This is a genomic window from Tepidibacillus infernus (assembly GCF_048898065.1).
Lineage (GTDB): Bacteria > Bacillota > Bacilli > Tepidibacillales > Tepidibacillaceae > Tepidibacillus_B > Tepidibacillus_B infernus.
The window spans coordinates 643,625-665,782 of record NZ_JBLWFI010000001.1 but is presented as its reverse complement, the minus strand read 5'-3'; the positions used below and the strand labels follow the sequence as shown (position 1 = coordinate 665,782).

The following is a 22,158-nucleotide window of genomic DNA, read 5'->3' as shown; positions in this document are numbered from 1 at the left end:
CCACCCCTAACTTATAATACGATTCAGTGCAAGCTCTTTTCTTAAAATCACTTTGGTTCCTTTTCCTACTTCAGATTGAACCTTCATTTCATCCATAAAATTCTCCATGATCGTAAAGCCCATTCCAGATCTTTCTAACTCCGGTTTTGTCGTAAAAAGTGGTTGTATTGCTTCCTGAACATCTTCAATTCCTTTTCCTTGATCTTCAATTGTGATTTCCACGATTGAATCTTTAAGGAGTACGGTTATTTCTACCATCCCATTAGGTTCTTGATCATATCCATGAATGATCGCATTAGTTACTGCTTCTGAAACAACCGTTTTAATATCATTTAAATCATCTAACGTTGGATCGATTTGAGAAATAAACGCTGCTACAGCAACCCGGGCAAAAGATTCATTTTCTGACTTGGAGGCAAATTGTAATCGCATAAAATTCTCCAATTACGCCACCTCCAATGATTTAATGGCTTCAGATTCGTTGTCATAAACAGGTAAGATCTTAAACATACCAGAAAGTTCGAAGATCTTATAAACATTCGCTTGAAGACAACAGATGGACATTTTCCCATTTTGTTGAACAACTCTCTTATAGCGCCCAAGCATCATTCCTAGTCCAGAACTGTCCATAAATGATAATTGTTCTAGGTTGAAGATAAGGTTTTTCACAATCCCCTTGTCCAATTCCGCCTCGATTTTTTCACGAACCATTTCTGAAGTATGGTGATCTAATTCACCATCTAATCTTACAATTAAAGTACTTCTTTCTACTTCCATTTCTAAATGTAAGCTCATTCTTTATCCTCCTTCTTCCATTCATGCCAAACTAATTCTCCTTCTCTTTTTCCTTTTCCTGCTAGTCGACAAAAGAACAAAAAAATCGAGAAGCCTTGTCAAAATGCAGCATCTCGATGTCGAAATAAATCAGTATATGTTATCTTTTTATTGGTTTAAAAACAAGTGTTCCTTGACAACTTTTTTAATTAAATGATATAAATTTGCTTTAGAAATATCAGTAGATGATTCTAAAGAGATAGATTGCACTATTTTCCCATTTCGAATGATCTCCAACGCTCCAAGAATATCACCTTGCTTAATAGGTGCTTGAATTTGCTCTTTTATTTTTATGATTTGTTCATAATCTTCTATTTTTTCCCCTTTTTTCATAAGTATACTTATTTGGTGAGGAGCAACTAGTTGAACTTCGTGTTCTTTTCCTTTGCTTACTTCCACTTTCGTTATCATTTGATTTTTTTGGTAGATCACCTCGTTTTTATATTGACTAAAAGCAAAGTCTAATAATTGAGATATCTCTTTATTTCTTGTCTTCGTATTTGGCTCACCCATCACAACGGCGATCACCCTTAGTGATCCTCGTTTTGCCGTTGCGGACAAACAATACTTTGCTTCACTAGTGTATCCTGTTTTTAATCCATCGGCCCCTTCGTAAAACCGAACTAAACGATTTGTATTGACTAACCAAAAGGGATTATCTGTATCTTTCCTTAAATAATCCTCATATATCCCGGTAAATTCCGTGATTTTTTCATATTTTAATAGCTCTCTTGACATGATCGCAATGTCATATGCAGAAGTATAATGATCATTTTCTGGAAGACCATTGGAATTTACAAAATGTGTATTCTTAAGCCCCAGTTCTTCTACTTTTTTGTTCATCATATGAACAAAACCCTCTTCAGATCCAGCAATATATTCAGCCATAGCAACAGAAGCATCATTACCAGATGCAATCGCAATTCCTTTTAATAAATCTTTGACGGTCATCTCTTCGCCAACTTCTAAGAAGATTTGGGAACCGCCCATTGAAGCAGCATTTTCACTCACTCTGACTTTATCATCCAATGCAATTTTACCTTGATCTAATGCCTCCATGATCAAAAGCATAGTCATGATTTTTGTAATACTTGCCGGTGGCAACCGATCATGACTATTTTTTTCATACAAAATTGTACCTGTGTCTTGATCAATTAGTATGGCTGAACGTGCGTTTGGGGTCAAGTTTACTTCTTCAGCATTTACAATAGGGATGGAAAGTAAAGAAAAGAGTAGTAGATGGATTACTCCTAATATCCAAATTTTTTTCAACATAAAATGTAGTCCCTCCTTTAATCATAGTCTTATTTTTCACAGATTAAGGGGAATTATTCCAATTACAAAAAAAAGATGGCTTAATGCCACCTTTGTATCCCATTTTTACTAACAATTCCATATATAAGCGGAACATCTTCTATTTTTTCTTCTTTTATCGTGTAGGCTTGAAGTACTTTTTCTGTGACTTCTGCAATATTTTTTTCGTCATTTACATGTAAAGTAGCTAAAACCCCACCTTTACTTACATAATCATTCACTTTTTTATGTAATACGATGCCTACCGATAAATCAATCTTAGATTCTTTGGTTTCTCGCCCTGCTCCCAACATCATTGCACTGATTCCTATTTCTTCTGCATCAATATGATGAATATAACCACTTTCTAGAGCTGTTACTTCAATTTTAGATTTTGCTTGTGGTAATCGTTCAGGATGTTCTATCAATTCTGGGTTACCACCTTGCCTACTCACAAATTCTTTTAAAGTTTCTAATGCTTTTCCAGATTGAATAAGCTCCTTCAGTGTCTGATAAGCATTGTCGGTATCTTTTGCCTTTCCACCTAAAACTAACATATGAGAACCTAGTACTAAACACAATTCTTCAAGATCTTTTGGCCCATTTCCTTTTAAAGTATCAATCGCTTCTTTGACTTCTAATGCATTACCTACGGCAAAACCTAAGGGTTGGTCCATATTGCTTACAATAGCCACAGTATTTCGGCCAGTTTGTGTACCGATATCAACCAACGCTTTTGCAAGTTCAAACGACTTATCTGGTGTTTTCATAAAAGCACCTTCACCCGTTTTTACATCTAAAACGATCGCATTAGCCCCAGCTGCTATCTTCTTACTCATGATCGAACTAGCAATAAGTGGGATTGAATCAACGGTAGCAGTTACATCTCTTAATGAATAAAGCCTTTTATCAGCGGGTGTTAAATTTGAGGTCTGACCAATAACGGCAAGTTTAATCTCATTTACTTGTTTAATAAATTCCTCATTACTTAATTCAACATGAAAACCTTCAATAGACTCTAATTTATCGATGGTTCCACCTGTATGTCCCAATCCTCTGCCTGACATCTTGGCCACAGGAACTCCCGCAGTTGCAACCAAAGGCCCAAGCACTAGTGTTGTCGTATCACCTACACCACCTGTGCTATGTTTATCAACTTTAATTCCCTCAATTGCTGTTAAATCAATTTGATCACCAGATTGAACCATCGCCATGGTTAAATCAGTAATTTCTCTATCATTCATCCCTTTAAAAAAAATACTCATCGTCAAAGCAGACATTTGATAGTCGGGGATATTTCCCTGAGTATAACCTTCAATAATAAACTGAATCTCTTCTGTTGTAAGATTATTTCCATCCCTTTTTTTTTGAATTAAATCAACCATTCTCATGCTAAATCCACCTCATAGAGGATTCCTCTTACAAGCTCAATAAATTTCGTCTTGCTCTTTTCCGCAACTGCCATCACTTGCTCGTGGGTCAATGGTTCTAATTCTTCACCAATTGCCATATCAGTAATAAGTGAAATACCTAATACCCTCATTTTTGCATGATTAGCAACAATGACTTCGGGAACTGTGGACATTCCAACTGTATCTGCACCCAGTCGAGCTAACATCTTCAGTTCGGCAGGAGTCATATAGTTTGGACCGCTGATCGCAACATAAACGCCGTTTTGTATTTTTATTCCTTTATCTAAAGCAACCTTTTGCGCTAATTGAATGAGTTCATAATCATAAGCTCTTGACATATCAGGAAATCTAGGACCAAATTCATTCATGTTTGGACCGATGAGCGGGTTTGCTCCAGTAAAGTTAATATGATCATTAATAATCATTAAATCACCTGGTGCAAATGCTCTGTTCATTCCGCCACAAGCATTGGTAACAAATAACATTTTTACCCCTAATGCTTTCATTACGTAAACAGGAAAAGTAACCTCACTCATTGTATAACCTTCATAATAATGGAATCTTCCCTGCATCGCTACAACTCTTTTTCCCTCAAGTGTTCCAATGACAAGTTGTCCTTTATGCCCTTCTACAGTTGATACTGGAAAATGCGGTATTTCATGATAGGGTATTTTTACTTCATTTTCAATTTTGTCAGCTAATTCTCCTAGCCCAGAACCTAAAATCAATCCAATTTCTGGTGCTTCTTTTAATTTAGAAAAGATATAATCCTTAGCTTCATTAATTTTATTAAATTTATTATCCATAAAAACTCCCCCTTTAAATGGTCCCTATAATTTGTCTAACTAAATTTAAAAACTTCGATTGTACAAGTTTGGTCGTTTCAATTACTTCATCGTGTGAAAGAGGTTGAGGCAATATTCCTGCAGCCATATTGGTAATACAAGAAATGCCTAAAACTTCTATACCTGAATGTCTAGCAACAATCACCTCAGGAACAGTGGACATTCCCACTGCATCACTACCCATTGTCCGTAACATTCTTACCTCAGCTGGTGTTTCATAGGTTGGACCAGTTAGTCCCACGTAAACTCCACTTTTTAGGTCAATTTGTAACTGATCTGCAACGCTTTTTGCTTTCTCGATTAACACTTCAGAATAAGCTGTAGACATATCGGGAAATCTTACACCTAATTCGTTTTCATTAGGTCCAATTAGCGGGTTATTAAACATAAAGTTGATATGATCCTCAATGATCATTAGATCCCCTGGTTTAAATGAAAGATTGATCCCACCCGCAGCATTGGTAACAAGAAGTTTTTGTACACCTAATTCTTTCATTACTCTTACTGGAAAAGTAACCTCTTGCATTGAATATCCTTCATAGAAGTGAAATCTACCTTGCATGGCAATAACAGATTTACCAGCTAATTTACCAATAACTAATTGGCCTTTATGGCCTTCTACAGTAGATACTGGAAAGTGAGGGATTTCTGAATAGGGTATTTGAACAGCTTCTTCGATTTCATCAGCTAGCACACCAAGACCTGAACCCAAAATCAAGCCAATCTCAGGTTGGATATTGACCTTCTTTAATATCCATTCTGAAGAATCCTTTATTTTTAGCTTTAAACTCAATCTGATTTCCTCCCCTTACTTTAGATCATCTAAAAAACTAATACCATGTTCAGGTAATTGAACGCCAAAGTTGTCTGCAACTGTAGCTCCAACATCTGCAAATGTTTTTCGAATCCCTAAATTGATACCACCTTTTAGTAATTTACTATAAACTAACAATGGAACATATTCACGTGTATGATCTGTACCTGTGTGTGTAGGGTCATTTCCATGGTCGGCAGTAATGATAAGTAAATCATCATCTTGAAGTGCATCTATCAATTCTGGTAATCTTTGATCAAATTCTTCAATCGCTTTTCCATAACCTATAGGATCACGACGATGTCCATATAACATATCAAAATCAACTAAATTGGTAAAAATCAAACCATTAAAGTCTGTTTTTAATCCCTCAATCGTTTTATCTACACCATCCATATTTGACTTTGACTTAAGCGCTTTCGTAACTCCTTCATTTGCATAAATGTCAGCAATTTTCCCGACTGCAATGGAGTCAAATCCATTTTCAACTAAGTGATTCATAACTGTTTTGGCTGGTGGTTTTACTGAATAATCTTTTCGATTTGGTGTTCTTTTAAAAGAACCAGGAGAACCAATAAATGGTCTAGCAATCACTCGCCCCACCGCATATTCGTCATTTAAAGTCATTTCTCTAGCTATTTCACATATTTGATAAAGTTCATTTAATGGGACAACATCTTCATGAGCAGCTATTTGAAACACACTATCTGCAGATGTGTAAACAATAACAGCTCCTATCTTCATTTGTTCTTCTCCTAATTCTTCAATAATCTCTGTACCTGAAGCAGGCTTATTACCAATTACTTTTCTACCTATTTTTTCTTCAAAGGCTTTAATTAGAGAATTTGGAAATCCATTAGGATACGTTTTAAAAGGGATATTTACTTTTAAACCCATAATTTCCCAATGGCCAGTCATGGTGTCTTTACCTACTGAAACTTCCTTCATCTTCCCAAAAGCAGCAATAGGGTCTTCAATGTTGTTTACACCTTTTATTGGGTAAATATTCCCCAAACCCATTTTTTCTAGATGAGGAATGATTAGTCCATTTAATTTATCAGCAATGTGAGCAAAGGTGTTGGTCCCTTGATCTCCAAATTTTTCAGCATCAGGTAACTCCCCAATTCCTAAACTATCAAGAACAATTAAAGAAATTCGTTTAAATTTCATTTCATAATCCCTCCTATATTTTTTCTTTTTAGTATCACCAAAGATATAAATTTACTACAACAAAATTTAAATGATCAAATCTTTGGCAGTTGACTGATGTCAGACAACATCAAGAGAAAGAAAAGGTACAAATCGTACCCATTGCATCAAACCTAAAAAAAAGTTGAATCACCTTTTTTTCACGCCCTAGGATGGGCTTTAGAATAAACCTCTTTTAGACGTGATTTCGTAAGATGTGTATAGATCTGTGTCGTAGAGATATCTGCATGGCCTAACATTTCTTGAACAGATCTTAAATCAGCCCCATTTTCTAATAAATGTGTAGCGAAAGAGTGTCTAAGTGTATGAGGTGTTATTTCAACCTCTATTGAGGCTAGTTTAGCATATTTTTTTATAATTTTCCAGAATCCTTGCCTTGACAAACGTTTTCCATGGTGGTTTAAGAAAAGTGCATTTTCTGTTGGTTTTTTTTGAAGCATCTTTCGACTTCGATTCACATAGTATTGAATACTTTCTATGGCTAGGCTACCAATGGGAACAATTCGTTCTTTTGAACCCTTACCAAAACATTTGACAAATCCCATATTTAAATTCAAATCTTCTATATTTAAAGAAACTAACTCAGAAACACGAATTCCAGTTGCATAAAGGAGCTCTAACATGGCCTTATCCCTGACTCCTGTTAACGTTGAGATATTTGGCATTTGTAACAATTGTTCTACCTGTTTGACAGTAAGAACTTTTGGCAAACGCTTATCGATTTTTGGAGATTCTAAATTTTGCGATGGATCCTTTTGAATAAAATGATCTCTCATAAGAAATTGATAAAAAGAACGAATAGAGGCCAAATTTCTTGAGATCGTCGATGTTGCTCTGCCTTTATTTTTTAGATCTATGAGATAAGACATAATATGGGCACGATTCGTTTTCTCGATAGGTACATGCTGATAAAATTGTTTAAGAAATGTATGGTAGGATTGCAAATCTCTATGATAAGATTCTAGTGTATTTTGAGCGAGACCTTTCTCTACCATTAGATAGTGAATAAATTCTTCGATTCTCTTTTCCATACCAAACATTTCTCCCTTAAATTAAACTTTCTTCTCATTACTTATTTATTCTACTATTCAACATCTTTTGATTAACTCCTTCTTTCTTTTTATGGAAAATATTTTATGGGAATTATTCACCTAACCAATAAAATAACTTTAAGCGATCGATTACATCTTCCGAGTTTCGTATTTCGGTTCCATTCCCCATATCAATGACCTTAACCGCTCGACCAGATGGTTCTTTAAACTGATCGATCGGTTGAATCCAATCAGAAAGAATCAGTACTAATTGGTATAAAAATAATGTTAGTAAAAAAAAGAAGACAAATAAGATAAGCCATTCTAAAATTCTTTTTAAAGTAATGAACATAATGATACCCCCAATTAAACTTGTACACATACGTATAATAGATTATGAGAACCTATAAATAAATATGATAAAAGTAGGCTACTACAGTTGAGCAGCCTACTCTTATTTTTGATCTATTAGATTTAATTATTCAATCCTTTAATTTAATACATGCTCCAATGGAACATAGGGTAGGTTTAGAGCTTTAGCAACAGCCTCGTATGTTATTTGACCATGAATGACGTTAACTCCCTTTGCTAATGTTCGATTATCACGAATCGCTTTTTCATATCCTTTATTGGCAATTTGTAATGCATATGGAACCGTTACATTCGTTAAAGCTAGTGTTGATGTTCTTGCTACTGCTCCAGGCATATTTGCTACAGCGTAGTGAACTACTCCATGTTTTACATAGGTTGGTTCACTGTGAGTGGTTACGCGATCAATCGTTTCAATCGAACCTCCTTGGTCGATTGCCACATCAACAATGACTGAACCAGGGCTCATTGTTTTAACCATTTCTTCTGAAACTAATTTTGGTGCCCTTGCCCCAGGTATCAATACGGCTCCAACTAATAGGTCAGCTTTTTTGACTGCTTGAGCTATGTTATAAGAGTTAGACATTACAGTATTGATTCGACCATGGAAAATATCATCCAAATAGCGTAAACGGTCAGGATTAAGATCGATGATCGTTACATTTGCTCCCGAACCAATCGCCATTTTTGCAGCGTTAGTTCCTACAATCCCACCACCAATGATAACGACTTCTGCTGGATGAACACCAGGTACTCCTCCAAGTAGAATTCCTTTTCCACCTTGTGGCTTTTCTAAAAATTGAGCCCCAATTTGGATAGACATTCTTCCTGCGACTTCACTCATCGGCATTAATAGTGGAAGAGATCCATTATCTAATTGTACTGTTTCATAAGCAATGGCAACCACTCCATTGTCCACTAAGGCTTTTGTTAATTCTGGCTCTGGAGCTAAATGTAGGTATGTAAACAAGATAAGTCCTTCACGGAAATATTGATATTCTGAAGGTAATGGTTCTTTTACTTTCATAATCATATCGGATTTATCCCATACTTCTTTAGCTGAATCAGTAATATTTGCTCCGACAGACAAATAGTCCTCATCAACGAAACCGCTTCCAACCCCTGCATTGGTTTCCACATACACTTCGTGGCCTGCTAAGCGTAGAGCTTGTACTCCTGCTGGGGTAATCGCTACGCGATTTTCATTGTTTTTAATCTCTTTAGGTATTCCAACTCTCATCTTATGTTCCTCCTACAAAAATAACATTTTGTATATTTTATATATTACCACTTTATTGATAAAAGGGATATAGATAAAAATAAATCACGAATTTTACAGAAAATTCGCGATTTATAGATTATCCTTTTCTTTTTTTTGGCATTCTTTACAAATCCCATGAAAGATTAATCGATGATCAACAATTTTAAATTGGAATCGATTTTCTACACGTTCTTCAATTGGGTCTAGCCAATCCTCGTTAATTTCATCCACTTTACCACAATTCACACAAACAAGATGGTGATGATGATGTTCAGCCTCTTCAGATCGGAATTCGTACCTTGTTACATTGTCACCAAAATTTAACTTTTGTGTAATATTTAACTCAGATAGTAATTCTAATGTTCGATAAACGGTTGCTAAACCAATGTCTTGTACTTTTTCCTTTACCAAAAGAAATATATCTTCAGCACTTAAATGATCTTCTTCATTCTCTAATAAAACTCTTACGGTAGCTTCTCGTTGTGGAGTTAATTTAAAATTATATGAATGAAGCTGTTGTTTTATTTTTTCGATACGTTCTTCCATAACGTATCACCTCCTAACAGCATCTAACCTGATTATAGTGAGGAGAATATGAAAAGTCAATGTAAATGATAATCATTAACGCACTAAAAAAGTCGTAACACTTTTCATCAACCATGGTGAAACATAACTTTCAAAACCAGAGGCAAATATAAGAACACCACCTAAAATCAGCATTAAAAAGGAATAAGAAATAAAAGGTTGTTGATATTGGCGTATTCTATTTTGACCTCTTGCTCTAATCAGTGACAAGGAAAAACTAATCCCTGCTACACCTGCAATAATGATAACAGGAACAATCAATAAATTTTGAGGTAAAATCGCAACAAATGAAAACAAAAATCCTTTCCATTGTAATTCGGCAATAAGAAAAGAAATCGTAAAGCCTACCATAAACCCCTTCATAAATAATAGAATTAAAATGAATGGCATACCAATAATAGATAATCCCAAAAACCATAAAAGAAAAAGGTATTTTAGATACTCAAAAACAACTTGTCTAAACGCTACTTTTGATTCCATCCATTGATCCGTTTGGTTGATCCCATGAAAAAATTTACTAATATACGTAATCATTTCTTGTTTTTGATCAGGTGATAAGGAGTGGACAATCATTGACCCAAAAATCACACCCATAATAAACAAAATAATAGCGAAAATATATAATGAAAAATGTTCTTTTACGTAATTTTGGATTCGGTAATCTATTTGTCTACCTTTCAAGAAAATCCCCCCTTGTCCAACATAGTACATTGTATGATGGACAAAAAAGGATTATGTCCCACTTATTCTAAAACTTTACCATATACGCCTCCCCCACCAACTTCCACTGACAATTTTCCTTCTCTTGCTTGAATGAGCATTTCTGCTAATTTATCTGGGATAATTGCTTGCAACTGCTCCATTGATACACGATGTAAAATATTCATTTCCGTTCCAAAATGAGAGAGTAATTTTTCTAGCGTTTTCTGCCCTAATTTAGGAATAAACTCTAAAGGAACTTGATGAATATAGTCTGGTCGCCCAGATGGATGTAATCCAGTTTGAAGATCTGCAAGCTCATCAATCCGATTAGACACTCCCTTTATTATTTTCTTGCTTCCACAGTGGTCACAATATGACTCATTCTCTACTAATTGATCACATTGAACACACCTGGTTTGATGATATTTTCCTAATTTTGGATCTAGTCCGTAGTTTTTTAAGATTTTTCTTCCATTTAAACCTTTTAAAGCCCATTTTAATTCCTTAAAAGTAGGACTTTCTATCAGGAGCTTGTTATATTCACGGCCTATTTTTTGTAACGAATGGGCATCTGAATTTGTAATAAAAGGAAATTGGTGTAATTCTTGAATACGATCTGCCATTTCTGTGTCCGAGCTAAGTCCTAATTCCACTGCGTCAATTCTATTTAAATCCAATACCTCTTCCATACGATCACAACATTTTCCATATACTGATTTAAAAGGAGTAAAAATATGGGCAGGTATAAATAGGCCATTCCGATCATAAACCTCTTTTTGAAGTTCCTTTGTTTTTACATAAAGTCGCTGGGAACTAAGATTTATATTTTTCATATGTTTTTGCATCCACTTGGAAAAATCGATCATATCCGATAAAAATGGGAAAAAAGCTAGATAATGAGCCTCTCCTCTTCCTTCTTCTTTCACTTCAATTTCTGAACCCAAAAGGATGGTTAATTCTTGATACTGAAGTCCGCCTTCATCCAGCTCACCAATCAAGCCATGATTTAAATAATAAAGGATTTCTTCTTGAACTCTTGGCGAGTGACAATCGATGATTCCAATCATATCTAAGCCTTTATAATGATAAGCCTCTTTCAAGATATTGATATAGGTTAAATTCTTAGAGGCACTAATCTTAACAGGTTCCTTTTTTTCTGTCCATCCAATATGAATATGTAAATCTGCAAAAAATTCTCTCATGGTTTTTAACCTTTGTTCCTTTCTAATTGCCAATAATATATAGCCATTATCGTTTTCGCATCGATGACTTCTCCTGTTTCTATTCTTTCTAATGCCTCGTCTAGGGACAATTCAACTGTCTCGATAAACTCATCTTCATCAGGTTTTGCTTCACCTTGTTGTAAACTGTTGGCTTTGTAAAGATAAATGATTTCATCTGCGAAGCCTGGAGAAGTATAAAATTTAGTAATTTGTGTCATATTGGATGCTATATACCCTGTTTCTTCTTTTAATTCACGAATTGCACAATCTAGAGGGTTTTCGCCCTTTTCCAATTTTCCTGCCGGGATTTCCAAAATCGTTTTTTCTAGCGGTTTACGGTACTGTCTTACTAGAATGATTTTATCCTCTGGCGTTAGAGCAAGAACAGCAATAGCACCTGGATGATTGACCAACTCTCTTTTTGCTTCTTTCCCATTTGGCAAAAGGACCGTATCTACTTTTACTTGAATGATTTTCCCTTGGTAAATTTTTTCACTAGAAATCGTCTTTTCGGAATAATCGAAATACATTTTTTCACATCCTTAAAAAATGATCATAACTTGTCCATCAACATCATAAAAGTAAATTAAACGAAGTCTACTTTATTGTATCGTAGGAGGTTTTAATATGAAAGTGATTCGTACACCTCACCAATTAAAAATGATAGGAAAAGCTTGGGAAATAAGAGCTAAACTTTCAGAGCTATCTAAATCAAAATTAACTGTTCAGCAATATTTACAGCTTTTTTCCCATTAAAAATGTTGATAAAACCAATACGCGGCACTTGCAATAAAATCAAAAAATAACGGTTCTTGTTCTATCGTTCTGCCCATCGTTGCAATTGGAAAAGGGTAGGTTTTGATTATTTCCTTTACATCAGAATGGGAAATAGAAACTGGTTCTAACTGATGTTTGGGTATTGCATGTTCAGATAAACGAGAATAAACATTGGGGAAGGTTTCTTTAAGATAACTTGGAAAAGGAACAATACTTCTTGTTAAACTGATATATTTCAATGTAGATAAAGTATGGTGACTAATCCCTACATGTCTACCTCGTTGATCATTAGAACTTGCTCTCACAATTGTGATTGGTACTCCTTCTAAAGAGGATACTGCATTGATGATAATCCCCTGTTCAACCCCAGTATGGCCTAACCAACTTCCAGTTCCTACGATGCCAGGTCCCATCATCACAAGTACTACATCTGCATTGTAAATATATTTAGCCGCAATTAGTGCAGTGTAGATATTAATCGCTTCTAAATCTCCACCAAAAGCTTGGCCAATGGTTATTGTATGATCTAACCAACCTAGTTTTTTTAGTTGCAATACATGTTTACTAAAAGCAAGGGGTAATGCCGCTCCATCAGTCATAATGTAGACAATGTTTAGTCTTTTTTGACCTTTTTTTTCTAATTGTCTTAGAATGGTTACGACAATGGGCAACATGCTATGCAACTCACCAATCATTACTGGCAAACCTTGCAACATTCTTGGCTTAGTAAATATATGATGATATTCACTACCTTGTTCCTCACATGAAAGAACAGAAAATTGAAGGGGTGTATATCTTAATTTCATAATATGGCCATTTGTTTGTTTCACTACTCCATTCTCATTATGGTTTAAAATCGAGAGCACATAGTCATATCCACCAGTGCCTAATTGAAGGAAAGTGGCTGTACGGTTAACCCATATTTGATCGCCAATTTGTAAAGCAGGAAAAAATTCAAGATAGTGAATGGCTACTCCTTCACCATCTGAATATTGAACCTTCAATACTTGACTTTGACCAGTTTCTTCTAAGATTTGAATTACCTTTCCTTTCCCCCAAAAAACCATTCCATTCCCTCCTATCACTCTTACCTTTCAGCTTATGTAAATGGAAAGTGTTCCATTCAGGGTTTAAAAGATTTTTACCAAGCAAAAACTAACCATTGGTAATTCATTTCTTTAACTTTTAAAAAGGAGACGATGTAGATGACCCAACCCCTTATTTCTCTCATTTCAGAGAAAGAGCTAATCCCATTTACTCACCTATTAAAAGAATATGGTTATGAACAGAACATGCGCCTATTGATCATGCTTATCAAATAACAGATGAAGAGGTAATAGGTTGTTATCCCAAATCAGAGGATACTTGGGAGATTTAGATCAAACTTTTTATTCATAATGAAAACCCATAAAAGTGACGACTCCCGTTTAAAGAGTACCACGGTCACTTTTGTGGGTTCCATGAAAATTGAATTACAATTGAGGTTTTTCTAGTTTTTCTTGATTAGAGCAAGGATAAGCTCTGTTGTTTTCACTAGTTCGCTGATAGGCATTTTTTCGGAAGTGGTGTGAATGTTTTCATATCCAATCCCAAGATTGATGGTTGGAATGCCAAGACCATTAATCACATTGGCATCACTTCCTCCACCACTAGATAATAATTTTGGCGTTCTTCCGATTTCATGAATAGCTTCTATTGCTTTCTTTACAACCTGATGATCTTCTCCAAAACGAAAGGCTGGATACATGATTTCACTAGTAAAGTCTACCTTTGTAGAGAATTGATCTGCTGTTTGTTCAAAAGTCTCTTTCATATGTTGAATCTGTTTTTCTAATTTTTCATTCACTAAACTTCTTGCCTCAGCAAGAATATCTACACGGTCGCTGACGATATTTGTTGCACTTCCACCTTGAAATTTCCCTATATTTGCTGTAGTCTCATGATCAATTCGCCCAAGCTTCATCTTTGAAATAGCATGACTAGCCACTTGAATAGCACTAATCCCGTTTTCTGGATTTACGCCCGCATGAGCTGATTTCCCATAAACTGTTACTGTAATTTTGGCTTGGGTAGGGGCAGCAATAATAATATGACCAACTGGTCCATTGCTATCTAATGCATAACCGTAATCAGCTTGTAAAAGCCCTTCTTGAAGGTGTCTTGAACCTTTAAGTCCGGATTCTTCTCCAACCGTGATTAAAAATTGAATATTTCCGTGAGACAATCCATCCTCTTTAATCACAGTTATTGCTTCAAGCATTGCTGCAATTCCCGCTTTGTCATCGCTCCCCAAAATCGTCGTCCCATCAGAAACAATATAACCCCCATCAATAGATGGTTTAATTCCATTCCCAGGGGTCACTGTATCCATATGAGAAGTAAAATAAATAGTTTCACCTTTATTCTCAGTAGCTTTAAGTGAGGCGATTAAATTCCCTGCTCCATGTCCCGTCTTTTTTATAGAGTTGTCTTCCGTTACCTCTAGTCCAAGCTCCGTAATTTTCTTTTTTAAGAAATCAGCAATTTCTCTTTCGTTTCCTGATTCGCTATCAATCTTAACTAATTCCATAAATTGATTGATTAAGCGTTCTTGGTTAATCATCATTTCCCTCCAAAGATAAAATTTAACTTCTCATCCCTATCATTTTATCATGGAGGTGTTTTAAAAACCATTGTGGTCTAACGATTTCATTCTGAAAAAGCATTTTCCGTTCTTGTAGGTGTTGATGCCTACTATGTGTTCTCCATGTTGATTGATCTCTTGGCCCAGTTATAAACATTGTGGTTGGATATAAACTTTTATTTGTTTTGTTTCTCATCAATTTCACCACCTTTATAATGGAATATTTCCATGTTTTTTAGGAGGTCTTGTTTCCCGCTTATTCTTTAACATCTCTAAAGATTGCTTTAATATTTTCCTCGTTGCTCTTGGGTCGATCACGTCATCAACCATTCCCATTGATGCCGCCACATAAGGATTGGCAAATTTTTCTCGATATTCGGCAATTTTTTGTGCTCTTGTTGTGAGAGGGTCCTCACTCTCATTAATTTCTTTACTAAAGATAATGTTTGCCGCCCCTTCTGGCCCCATCACGGCAATCTCTGCATTTGGCCAACTATAAACCAAATCTGCACCGATAGATTTACTATTTAGTGCTACATAGGCTCCACCAAAGGCTTTACGTACAATTACTGTAATCTTAGGTACGGTTGCTTCTGAATAAGCATATAAAATCTTTGCACCATGACGAATAATTCCCCGATGTTCCTGCATAACGCCTGGGAAAAATCCAGTGACATCGACTAATGTAATAATAGGGATGTTAAATGCATCACAAAACCGCACAAATCTTGATAATTTATCTGAAGAGTCAATATCTAGCCCACCAGCCATCATTTTTGGCTGATTCGCTACAATGCCAACACTTTGCCCAGCTATGCGTGCAAAGCCAACAACGATATTTTTGGCAAAGTTCTCATGGACTTCCATAAAGTCACCTTCATCTACAATTAAATGAATGACATTGCGTATATCATAGACTTTCGTTCCTTCTATTGGAACCACATCTAACAATTCTTCACACCATCCATCGTCCTCTTTTGCATAAACTCTTGGTGGATCTTCTAAATTATTTTGTGGTAGGAAGCTAAGTAATCTTCTTACACTTTCTAGTACTTCAGGTTCTGAGGGTGAGGTAAAATGAGCATTCCCACTTATTGTAGAATGAACCCTTGCACCTCCTAATTCTTCAGAAGTGATTTTTTCACCTGTAACCGTTTCGATCACTTTTGGCCCAGTAATAAACATTTGGCTTGTTTTTTCAACCATAAAGACAAAGTCAGTAATTGCTGGTGAATAAACGGCACCACCAGCACTTGGCCCCATGATGACCGATATTTGAGGAATAACACCTGAATAAATGGAGTTTCGATAGAAGATCTGTCCATATGCATCTAAGGAAACAACCCCTTCTTGAATTCTAGCCCCACCTGAATCATTAAGCCCAATGACAGGACAACCATTTTTAGCAGCTAAATCCATGATATTGGTGATCTTTTTTGAATGCATTTCCCCTAAAGCACCGCCAAATACAGTAAAGTCTTGAGCAAATACATAAACTCCACGACCATGAACTTTACCATACCCTGTTACCACGCCTTCTCCTGGCGCTTCTAATTTATCCAGCCCAAAATGTGTGCCACGATGTTCAATAAAAGGGTTTAATTCTACAAAAGAATCTTCATCTAATAAAATGGAAATTCGTTCTCTTGCCGTTAACTTGCCTTTAGCATGTTGAGACTCAATTCTTTTTTCTCCGCCACCTAATTCTACTTTTCTTTTTCTTACATCCAATTCTTCTATTTTATTTAACATTGTTCCTCCCCCTTACTCCTTTTCACACAATTCAATAAGCACTTTAGATGTTGCTTTTGGATGGATAAATCCTACCTTTCTATCATGGGCACCGAGTTTCGGCTCATTTTGCAATGAAGGAATACCTAGCTGGTTTAATGTAGCAAATTGTTCAGTAATCTGATCCACCTCAAAGGCCAAATGGTGAATGCCTTCACCTTTTTTCTCTATATATTTATAGATTGGACTATCTGAATGAGTCGCTTCTAACAATTCTAAATGAAGATTACCAATTTCAAAGAATGCGACCTTGACTCCTTCAGAAGGAACTTCTTCAGTTCCCACCATTTTCAAACCTAAAACATCTTTAAATAAGTGAATAGTAGAATCTAGATTATTTACAGCAATACCAATATGATCTATTTTATTAATTTGAATTTTTTTCTGTTGCTTGAACCCTACATTTTCTCTAATGCATTGTGCAATCTCTTTGATTGGTGTTCCCGGTGTAAAAACACTTTTAATCCCTTGCTCTAACAAGTAAGGAATGTCCTCCTCAGGAATAACGCCTCCACCAATTACAAAAATATCTTCTGCTTGATTTTGTTTGAGCAGACTAGTTACTTCAGGGAACAGCTCGTTATGAGCTCCTGATAGAATGGATAAACCAATACAATCGACATCTTCTTGAATGGCGGTGGAAACGATTTGTGCTGGAGTTTGCCTTAATCCAGAATAAATGACTTCCATCCCTTCATCCCGTAACCCCTGTGCCACAACTAATGCCCCACGATCATGTCCATCTAATCCAGGCTTTGCAATAAGAACCCGAATTGGCTTACTCATTTTTTCTCCCCCCATTTAGTGCGATTGATAAGTACCAAACACATCTCTTAATACATTTGTAATTTCACCAATCGTTGCATATGCTTTTACTGCATCCAAAATATATGGCATTAAGTTTGCCTCTGTTTTTGCAGCTTGCTGCAAATGATTTAAACTAGTTTCTACTAACGCTTGGTTTCTTTGACTTCTAAGCTCTTTTAATTTCTGTTCTTGAATCTTGGCTATCGAAGGGTCGACACGATAAATTTCTGGTTTTGTATCATCTTCAATTTGAAAGGTGTTTAAGCCAACGATTTTAATATCCTGATTTTCAATTCCTTGTTGGTACTCGTAAGCAGCTTTATGAATTTCCCTTTGGATATACCCTTGTTCAATCGCTGCAACAGCTCCGCCCATTTCATCGATTTTTTGTAAGTAAGCTTCCACCTCTTTTTCAAGGGAATCCGTTAAAGCCTCAATATAATAAGATCCCCCTAAAGGATCAACCGTATCTGTAACCCCAGATTCATAACCAATAATTTGCTGTGTTCGAAGAGCAATACGTGCTGATTCCTCAGTTGGCAAGGCCAGTGCTTCGTCTCTTGAATTGGTATGCAAACTTTGCGTTCCACCAAGAACTGCAGCTAAGGCTTGCAAGGTAACACGTATAATATTGTTTTCCGGCTGTTGTGCTGTTAAAGTGGAGCCAGCTGTTTGCGTATGAAAACGTAGTTGTAATGACTTAGGATTTTGAGCATGAAAACGATTTTTCATGATTCTTGCCCAAATTCTCCGAGCAGCTCTAAACTTAGCAATTTCTTCAAAAAAATGGTTATGAGCATTAAAGAAAAAAGCAAGTCTTGGAGCAAAATCATCAATTTGTAGGCCAACTACTAAAGCACTTTCTACATAAGCTATCGCATTTGCCAAAGTAAAAGCTAATTCTTGAACAGCAGTAGAGCCAGCTTCACGAATATGATAACCACTGATACTAATGGTGTTCCATTTTGGTAAATGAATTGAACAATATTGAAAAATATCTGTAATTAGGCGCATCGACGGTTTCGGCGGGAAAATATATGTTCCTCGGGCTATATATTCTTTAAGAATGTCGTTTTGAATCGTACCCGTTAATTGATTTGGTGAAACACCTTGTTTTTCTGCTACAGCGATATACATAGCTAATAAAATAGCCGCTGTAGAATTGATCGTCATTGAAGTGCTGACTTTGTCTAGTGGAATGTCCTGAAACAAAATTTCCATATCTTGCAAGGAATCGATCGCAACGCCTACTTTTCCAACCTCACCTTTTGCATAAGGATCATCAGAATCAAAACCAATTTGTGTAGGTAAGTCAAAGGCAATGCTTAAGCCTGTTTGCCCCTGTTCTAGCAGATATTTATATCGTTTATTTGATTCTTCAGCAGAAGAGAAACCAGCATATTGCCTCATCGTCCACAGTTTGCCACGATACATCGTTGGTTGGATTCCTCGTGTATAAGGATACTCCCCTGGAAAACCAAGTTTTTCTATATAAGATTGATTAATCTCCTCAGGCACATATAACCGGTCTTGTTCAATCTTAGAGCTTGTTTCAAACACCTTTTTTCTTTCAGGAAATTTTTGCAACGATTCTTCCGTTTTTTCTTTCCATTTTTGAAATGGATCAGAGTGTAGTACCTCCCCCATTACTCCCCCTCCAGACAATTTAGATTTTTCTAAAAAATAATAATATTATTTATATTCAATATTTATTATATATTTCCTTCTAATTTTTTCTACTATTAAATAAAAAAGACCATTCCTATAAAGAAATGATCTAAAAGAATATGTTTTTTTATTAGTTAATTTCTCTTAATAGGTTATGCTCACTCCAATCATAGCTTATTTTCAAACCTTTCTCTCCTTTTATGTATAATGCGCCTATAAAATGAGGCATAAGACCATTAAAAAAAAAGTCTGCCCTTCTCAAGGGATATAGAATGCTCTGCAATCAGGTTGTGGTCTATGACGTCATAGATCAAAAGCTTTCCGTCACATACTTCTATGGCTACTTCAAGCCCTGGCTTGTATGTACCGGTAGGAACTGTATAGCGGTTGCCTTCATACCAGATCGTATTGTCTTTTCTTACTGTCCTCGATAAAATGGGGTCAGGAATATTATATCTTTGAGGTACTGGCTTTAAGTATTCCCGCTCAATTTTGAATACTTCAGCCGGTATTTTTTAATTGTGCCATGAATTTTAGCATTTCCAGTCCTCTCAAGCCATTGCCAGAATGATTCGTTCTATGTTCTTAAATCCATATAGTATCGATTCTTTGCAAAATTATTTTTCATGTATTTGACTACAGCTTCAACACGACCTTTACTCTCCGGATCGCTCTTACGGCATAACCTGCCATAAATTATTATTGAAATGATCCCAATAAAAAACATTTCCCCACCTCCAGACGTAAAAATTTTTTAAAAGGTTGTTAAATTTTAATTTAAAGCCCCTTTATAATATAGGACATAAAATTCCGCGGATTAAAAATTTGTCCTATAATAAATTTAAGGAGATGATTTATTATAGCAAACACACGAGAGGGAACTTCCACAGTAATTGTTTCAAAAGATGATTTGTATAAAATCGAACGTGCTCAAAGAGAAATTATGCTTGATGGCATTCTTAATCCCGACAGTAATAAGTTAGAATCAGGATTAAGCCTTTTTGCTTCTATTTTAACTTTCTTTGTTGTAAGATTCCCTATACCAGCACAAGTTGCATTATCTGCTGTTGCTCTTGGGTTAAGTTTAGTACCTAGTGAAAAAGATATTCTTAATAGTCTTAGTGCCGACGGAGAACGTTGGCTGGGCGAAATGTATGACTTCATGTACGATAACCCACAGTATGACTTAATTGAAATTAAATATCCTTTTCTACAATATATTGACGTAAATGATGAAGGTGAGGATATTAAATTTGTAACAGGTAGAGGCATACTAACAAAAGTTCATTCATCTAGTGGTTGGATTGTAATGTAGTGTATTTTCCACCCTAGCAATTATCACGAATATTCAAAAAGGAATACTTACTATATATTCCAAGCATTCCTTTTTTACCGCGTAAGAAGGTTTAACTTCGTTAAAGCATTAAAGAAAAGGTTAAACTTGAACTATCGGCATAAAAAACTTTCTTAAAAGAAGGACTAGACTACGTCTTCGAAAAGACTTCAATTGAAGTTTTTTTATTTTTTTACTAGTACGTTAATATCCACCCTTCCTCTGAATGAACTTTCGTAATTACACCTTTATCAGAAAAAAACTTAATTACTTGATCGTCATCAATATATTTCGTTGTTGGAAAACTAATTTCTATTAAATCGTATTCAGGATGGTCTGTCATAAAATCAAAATTGAAGCCAATTCTGGATGCTCCTATTTGAATTTCTTTTGCTAACCAAATTCTTGTTTTCTTAAGCATTACCTCATCAGATAATTCATATTGATTTCGCCTAATCTGGTAAAGTTCATCATTACTTACAACTTTGGTTTCAACCGTCTCTTGTTTCTCTAACGAAATTTTCTCAAATACTCCTTGTATATAGAAGATATAAATCGTTAAGGAACCTATTGCAATAAGTAAAATAAGAAATTTTATGCGTTTGCCTATTTTTCTCTCACTCATAGTATTCACCTCTCCATAGGGACATTTTATCAAATAATCAATCCTGATGATGATGCATATATTGCTGAGTATGAAGGAAAGTTAGATTTTGTAAATGCAATTTACAAAGCTTTGGAAGAAGACCATTAAAAAAAAACTGGGCACATATTATCTTATGTCCAGTTTTATTGATTGTTAGATGAGGAACTTATTCTAAGTCTAGTCTAATTGGATAAGGATTCAAACCTAATCGATTTGTTCTTATACATTTTACCATTATAATCGTATTTTTCCAATAAATCTAATTGGTGAAATCTGTGCACCAACAGTTGCTATTAGTTTATCGTTGATTACGTCATAATGGACATTATTATAAAGAAAGTTCTGTAAACCAATTTTCAATCAGTATGGCGATCTCCGACCATTCATGTAAGTCGATTTTTAATTTAAACCAGTGTAATTTAAATATACGTAATAAACTCACAAGCAATTTTAATTGATTTTTATTAAATTTTTACAACCTATGGTTGTTATTTTTGATTTTCGTTCCCCTTTTTATAGTAGACAGAACAAAGAGTGTGGTTAGGGGTGAACCGTTACTCTTTGCCCCCCTTCTGTTCAATATAAAAAAGAGAAAGGATGATTTTGAATGTCAATTGCGCCATGTCCAATATACGGGATTCACAGAATGATATCAAAAGGAGATTGTTCTGCCGTTGATGCTAATACTGGACAAGAAATTCCTACTCTAGTTGGTTGGTACAGATGTGATTGTGGAGAACGTGTCCTATGTGAAGGTTGGCCTCATTTTGGTGGAGCTATAGGTGATTATTGTACTGAAGGTGCTATAAAGGGCTATGGAAATATTGGTGGCCAAATGTTATTCCAGGTCGATAAGAATTTAGTTTGGAATACAACTCAATCAACAATAGAAGGATATCGTTTTTGTACATCAGACGGAGTATGTCGATAACAAC

General features: G+C 35.5%; 25 protein-coding genes. 3 read left to right on the top strand and 22 right to left on the bottom strand.

Annotated elements, in window-relative coordinates; genetic code table 11:
- Window positions 1-6: 6 nt before the first annotated feature.
- The 14 genes from spoIIAB to TEPIDINF_RS03345 form a co-directional block, all read right to left on the bottom strand.
- Window positions 7-444: an anti-sigma F factor gene (spoIIAB, locus tag TEPIDINF_RS03410; protein WP_068723749.1), complete on the bottom strand. Its 438-nt coding sequence runs from the start codon at window positions 442-444 to the stop codon at window positions 7-9.
- Window positions 445-795: an anti-sigma F factor antagonist gene (gene spoIIAA, locus TEPIDINF_RS03405; RefSeq protein ID WP_068723747.1), complete on the bottom strand. Its 351-nt coding sequence runs from the start codon at window positions 793-795 to the stop codon at window positions 445-447.
- A 147-nt stretch (window positions 796-942) separates the two neighbouring features.
- Entirely contained in the window at window positions 943-2,109 is a 1,167-nt protein-coding gene (locus TEPIDINF_RS03400; protein ID WP_068723744.1) for a D-alanyl-D-alanine carboxypeptidase family protein, read from the bottom strand.
- A gap of 80 nt (window positions 2,110-2,189) precedes the next feature.
- Window positions 2,190-3,518, bottom strand: a complete 1,329-nt coding sequence (locus tag TEPIDINF_RS03395; RefSeq protein ID WP_421691361.1) for a pyrimidine-nucleoside phosphorylase — start codon at window positions 3,516-3,518, stop codon at window positions 2,190-2,192.
- Window positions 3,515-4,345 carry a purine-nucleoside phosphorylase gene (locus TEPIDINF_RS03390; RefSeq protein ID WP_421691360.1) on the bottom strand — a complete coding sequence of 277 codons (831 nt, stop codon included), beginning with the start codon at window positions 4,343-4,345 and terminating at the stop codon, window positions 3,515-3,517. Before TEPIDINF_RS03390 ends, TEPIDINF_RS03395 begins: the two co-directional genes overlap by 4 nt.
- 13 nt (window positions 4,346-4,358) lie before the next feature.
- A complete protein-coding gene (locus tag TEPIDINF_RS03385; RefSeq protein ID WP_407701947.1) occupies window positions 4,359-5,159 on the bottom strand; it encodes a purine-nucleoside phosphorylase in 801 nt (266 codons plus the stop codon).
- Between the two features lie 33 nt (window positions 5,160-5,192).
- Window positions 5,193-6,368 carry a phosphopentomutase gene (deoB, locus tag TEPIDINF_RS03380; RefSeq protein ID WP_421691359.1) on the bottom strand — a complete coding sequence of 392 codons (1,176 nt, stop codon included), beginning with the start codon at window positions 6,366-6,368 and terminating at the stop codon, window positions 5,193-5,195.
- A 179-nt stretch (window positions 6,369-6,547) separates the two neighbouring features.
- Window positions 6,548-7,438 (bottom strand): site-specific tyrosine recombinase XerD, encoded by an 891-nt coding sequence (gene xerD, locus TEPIDINF_RS03375; RefSeq protein WP_421691358.1) that lies wholly within the window; start codon window positions 7,436-7,438, stop codon window positions 6,548-6,550.
- Between the two features lie 112 nt (window positions 7,439-7,550).
- Window positions 7,551-7,790, bottom strand: a complete 240-nt coding sequence (locus tag TEPIDINF_RS03370; RefSeq protein WP_069798782.1) for a DUF4227 family protein — start codon at window positions 7,788-7,790, stop codon at window positions 7,551-7,553.
- A 138-nt stretch (window positions 7,791-7,928) separates the two neighbouring features.
- Entirely contained in the window at window positions 7,929-9,047 is a 1,119-nt protein-coding gene (gene ald / locus TEPIDINF_RS03365) for an alanine dehydrogenase (protein ID WP_421691357.1), read from the bottom strand.
- Window positions 9,048-9,158: 111 nt separating this feature from the next.
- The gene (gene fur / locus TEPIDINF_RS03360) at window positions 9,159-9,614 is read right to left on the bottom strand and encodes a ferric iron uptake transcriptional regulator (RefSeq protein WP_421691356.1); all 456 of its coding nucleotides are present in this window, start codon (window positions 9,612-9,614) and stop codon (window positions 9,159-9,161) included.
- Between the two features lie 75 nt (window positions 9,615-9,689).
- Window positions 9,690-10,334, bottom strand: coding sequence for a stage II sporulation protein M (spoIIM, locus tag TEPIDINF_RS03355; protein ID WP_068723727.1), 645 nt, complete (start codon window positions 10,332-10,334; stop codon window positions 9,690-9,692).
- A 62-nt stretch (window positions 10,335-10,396) separates the two neighbouring features.
- Window positions 10,397-11,557: an endonuclease Q family protein gene (locus TEPIDINF_RS03350; protein WP_421691355.1), complete on the bottom strand. Its 1,161-nt coding sequence runs from the start codon at window positions 11,555-11,557 to the stop codon at window positions 10,397-10,399.
- Window positions 11,558-11,562: 5 nt separating this feature from the next.
- Window positions 11,563-12,108, bottom strand: coding sequence for an NUDIX hydrolase (locus TEPIDINF_RS03345; protein ID WP_068723725.1), 546 nt, complete (start codon window positions 12,106-12,108; stop codon window positions 11,563-11,565).
- Window positions 12,109-12,205: 97 nt separating this feature from the next.
- On the opposite strand from TEPIDINF_RS03345, the gene mciZ reads away from it, so the two are divergent.
- Complete coding sequence (mciZ, locus tag TEPIDINF_RS03340) at window positions 12,206-12,334, top strand: Z-ring formation inhibitor MciZ (RefSeq protein ID WP_082732371.1); 129 nt, start codon at window positions 12,206-12,208, stop codon at window positions 12,332-12,334.
- Here the strand turns inward: mciZ and TEPIDINF_RS03335 are convergent.
- The 7 genes from TEPIDINF_RS03335 to TEPIDINF_RS03305 all read right to left on the bottom strand — a co-directional run bounded on the left by TEPIDINF_RS03335 (window position 12,331) and on the right by TEPIDINF_RS03305 (window position 19,681).
- Window positions 12,331-13,422 carry a DUF3866 family protein gene (locus tag TEPIDINF_RS03335; protein WP_421691354.1) on the bottom strand — a complete coding sequence of 364 codons (1,092 nt, stop codon included), beginning with the start codon at window positions 13,420-13,422 and terminating at the stop codon, window positions 12,331-12,333. The two genes, mciZ and TEPIDINF_RS03335, sit on opposite strands and share 4 nt — an antisense overlap.
- 422 nt (window positions 13,423-13,844) lie before the next feature.
- Window positions 13,845-14,957 carry a M20/M25/M40 family metallo-hydrolase gene (locus TEPIDINF_RS03330; RefSeq protein WP_421692137.1) on the bottom strand — a complete coding sequence of 371 codons (1,113 nt, stop codon included), beginning with the start codon at window positions 14,955-14,957 and terminating at the stop codon, window positions 13,845-13,847.
- A gap of 22 nt (window positions 14,958-14,979) precedes the next feature.
- Window positions 14,980-15,174, bottom strand: coding sequence for a hypothetical protein (locus TEPIDINF_RS03325; RefSeq protein ID WP_068723720.1), 195 nt, complete (start codon window positions 15,172-15,174; stop codon window positions 14,980-14,982).
- Between the two features lie 14 nt (window positions 15,175-15,188).
- Window positions 15,189-16,730 carry an acyl-CoA carboxylase subunit beta gene (locus tag TEPIDINF_RS03320; protein ID WP_068723718.1) on the bottom strand — a complete coding sequence of 514 codons (1,542 nt, stop codon included), beginning with the start codon at window positions 16,728-16,730 and terminating at the stop codon, window positions 15,189-15,191.
- Window positions 16,731-16,742: 12 nt separating this feature from the next.
- Window positions 16,743-17,555 (bottom strand): methylmalonyl-CoA epimerase, encoded by an 813-nt coding sequence (mce, locus tag TEPIDINF_RS03315; protein WP_068723715.1) that lies wholly within the window; start codon window positions 17,553-17,555, stop codon window positions 16,743-16,745.
- Between the two features lie 15 nt (window positions 17,556-17,570).
- On the bottom strand, window positions 17,571-19,223 hold the full coding sequence (locus TEPIDINF_RS03310; RefSeq protein WP_068723713.1) for an acyl-CoA mutase large subunit family protein: 1,653 nt from the start codon (window positions 19,221-19,223) through the stop codon (window positions 17,571-17,573).
- A 257-nt stretch (window positions 19,224-19,480) separates the two neighbouring features.
- Window positions 19,481-19,681, bottom strand: coding sequence for a Mu transposase domain-containing protein (locus tag TEPIDINF_RS03305; protein ID WP_421692136.1), 201 nt, complete (start codon window positions 19,679-19,681; stop codon window positions 19,481-19,483).
- A gap of 473 nt (window positions 19,682-20,154) precedes the next feature.
- Here TEPIDINF_RS03305 and TEPIDINF_RS03300 point away from each other — a divergent pair, with 473 nt between their 5' ends.
- A complete protein-coding gene (locus TEPIDINF_RS03300) occupies window positions 20,155-20,559 on the top strand; it encodes a hypothetical protein (protein WP_068723710.1) in 405 nt (134 codons plus the stop codon).
- Between the two features lie 214 nt (window positions 20,560-20,773).
- On the opposite strand, the gene TEPIDINF_RS03295 is transcribed toward TEPIDINF_RS03300, so the two are convergent.
- On the bottom strand, window positions 20,774-21,202 hold the full coding sequence (locus TEPIDINF_RS03295) for a hypothetical protein (protein ID WP_068723708.1): 429 nt from the start codon (window positions 21,200-21,202) through the stop codon (window positions 20,774-20,776).
- A 628-nt stretch (window positions 21,203-21,830) separates the two neighbouring features.
- Between TEPIDINF_RS03295 and TEPIDINF_RS03290 the strand changes: the two genes are divergently transcribed.
- Entirely contained in the window at window positions 21,831-22,154 is a 324-nt protein-coding gene (locus TEPIDINF_RS03290) for a hypothetical protein (RefSeq protein ID WP_068723706.1), read from the top strand.
- Window positions 22,155-22,158 lie beyond the last annotated feature (4 nt).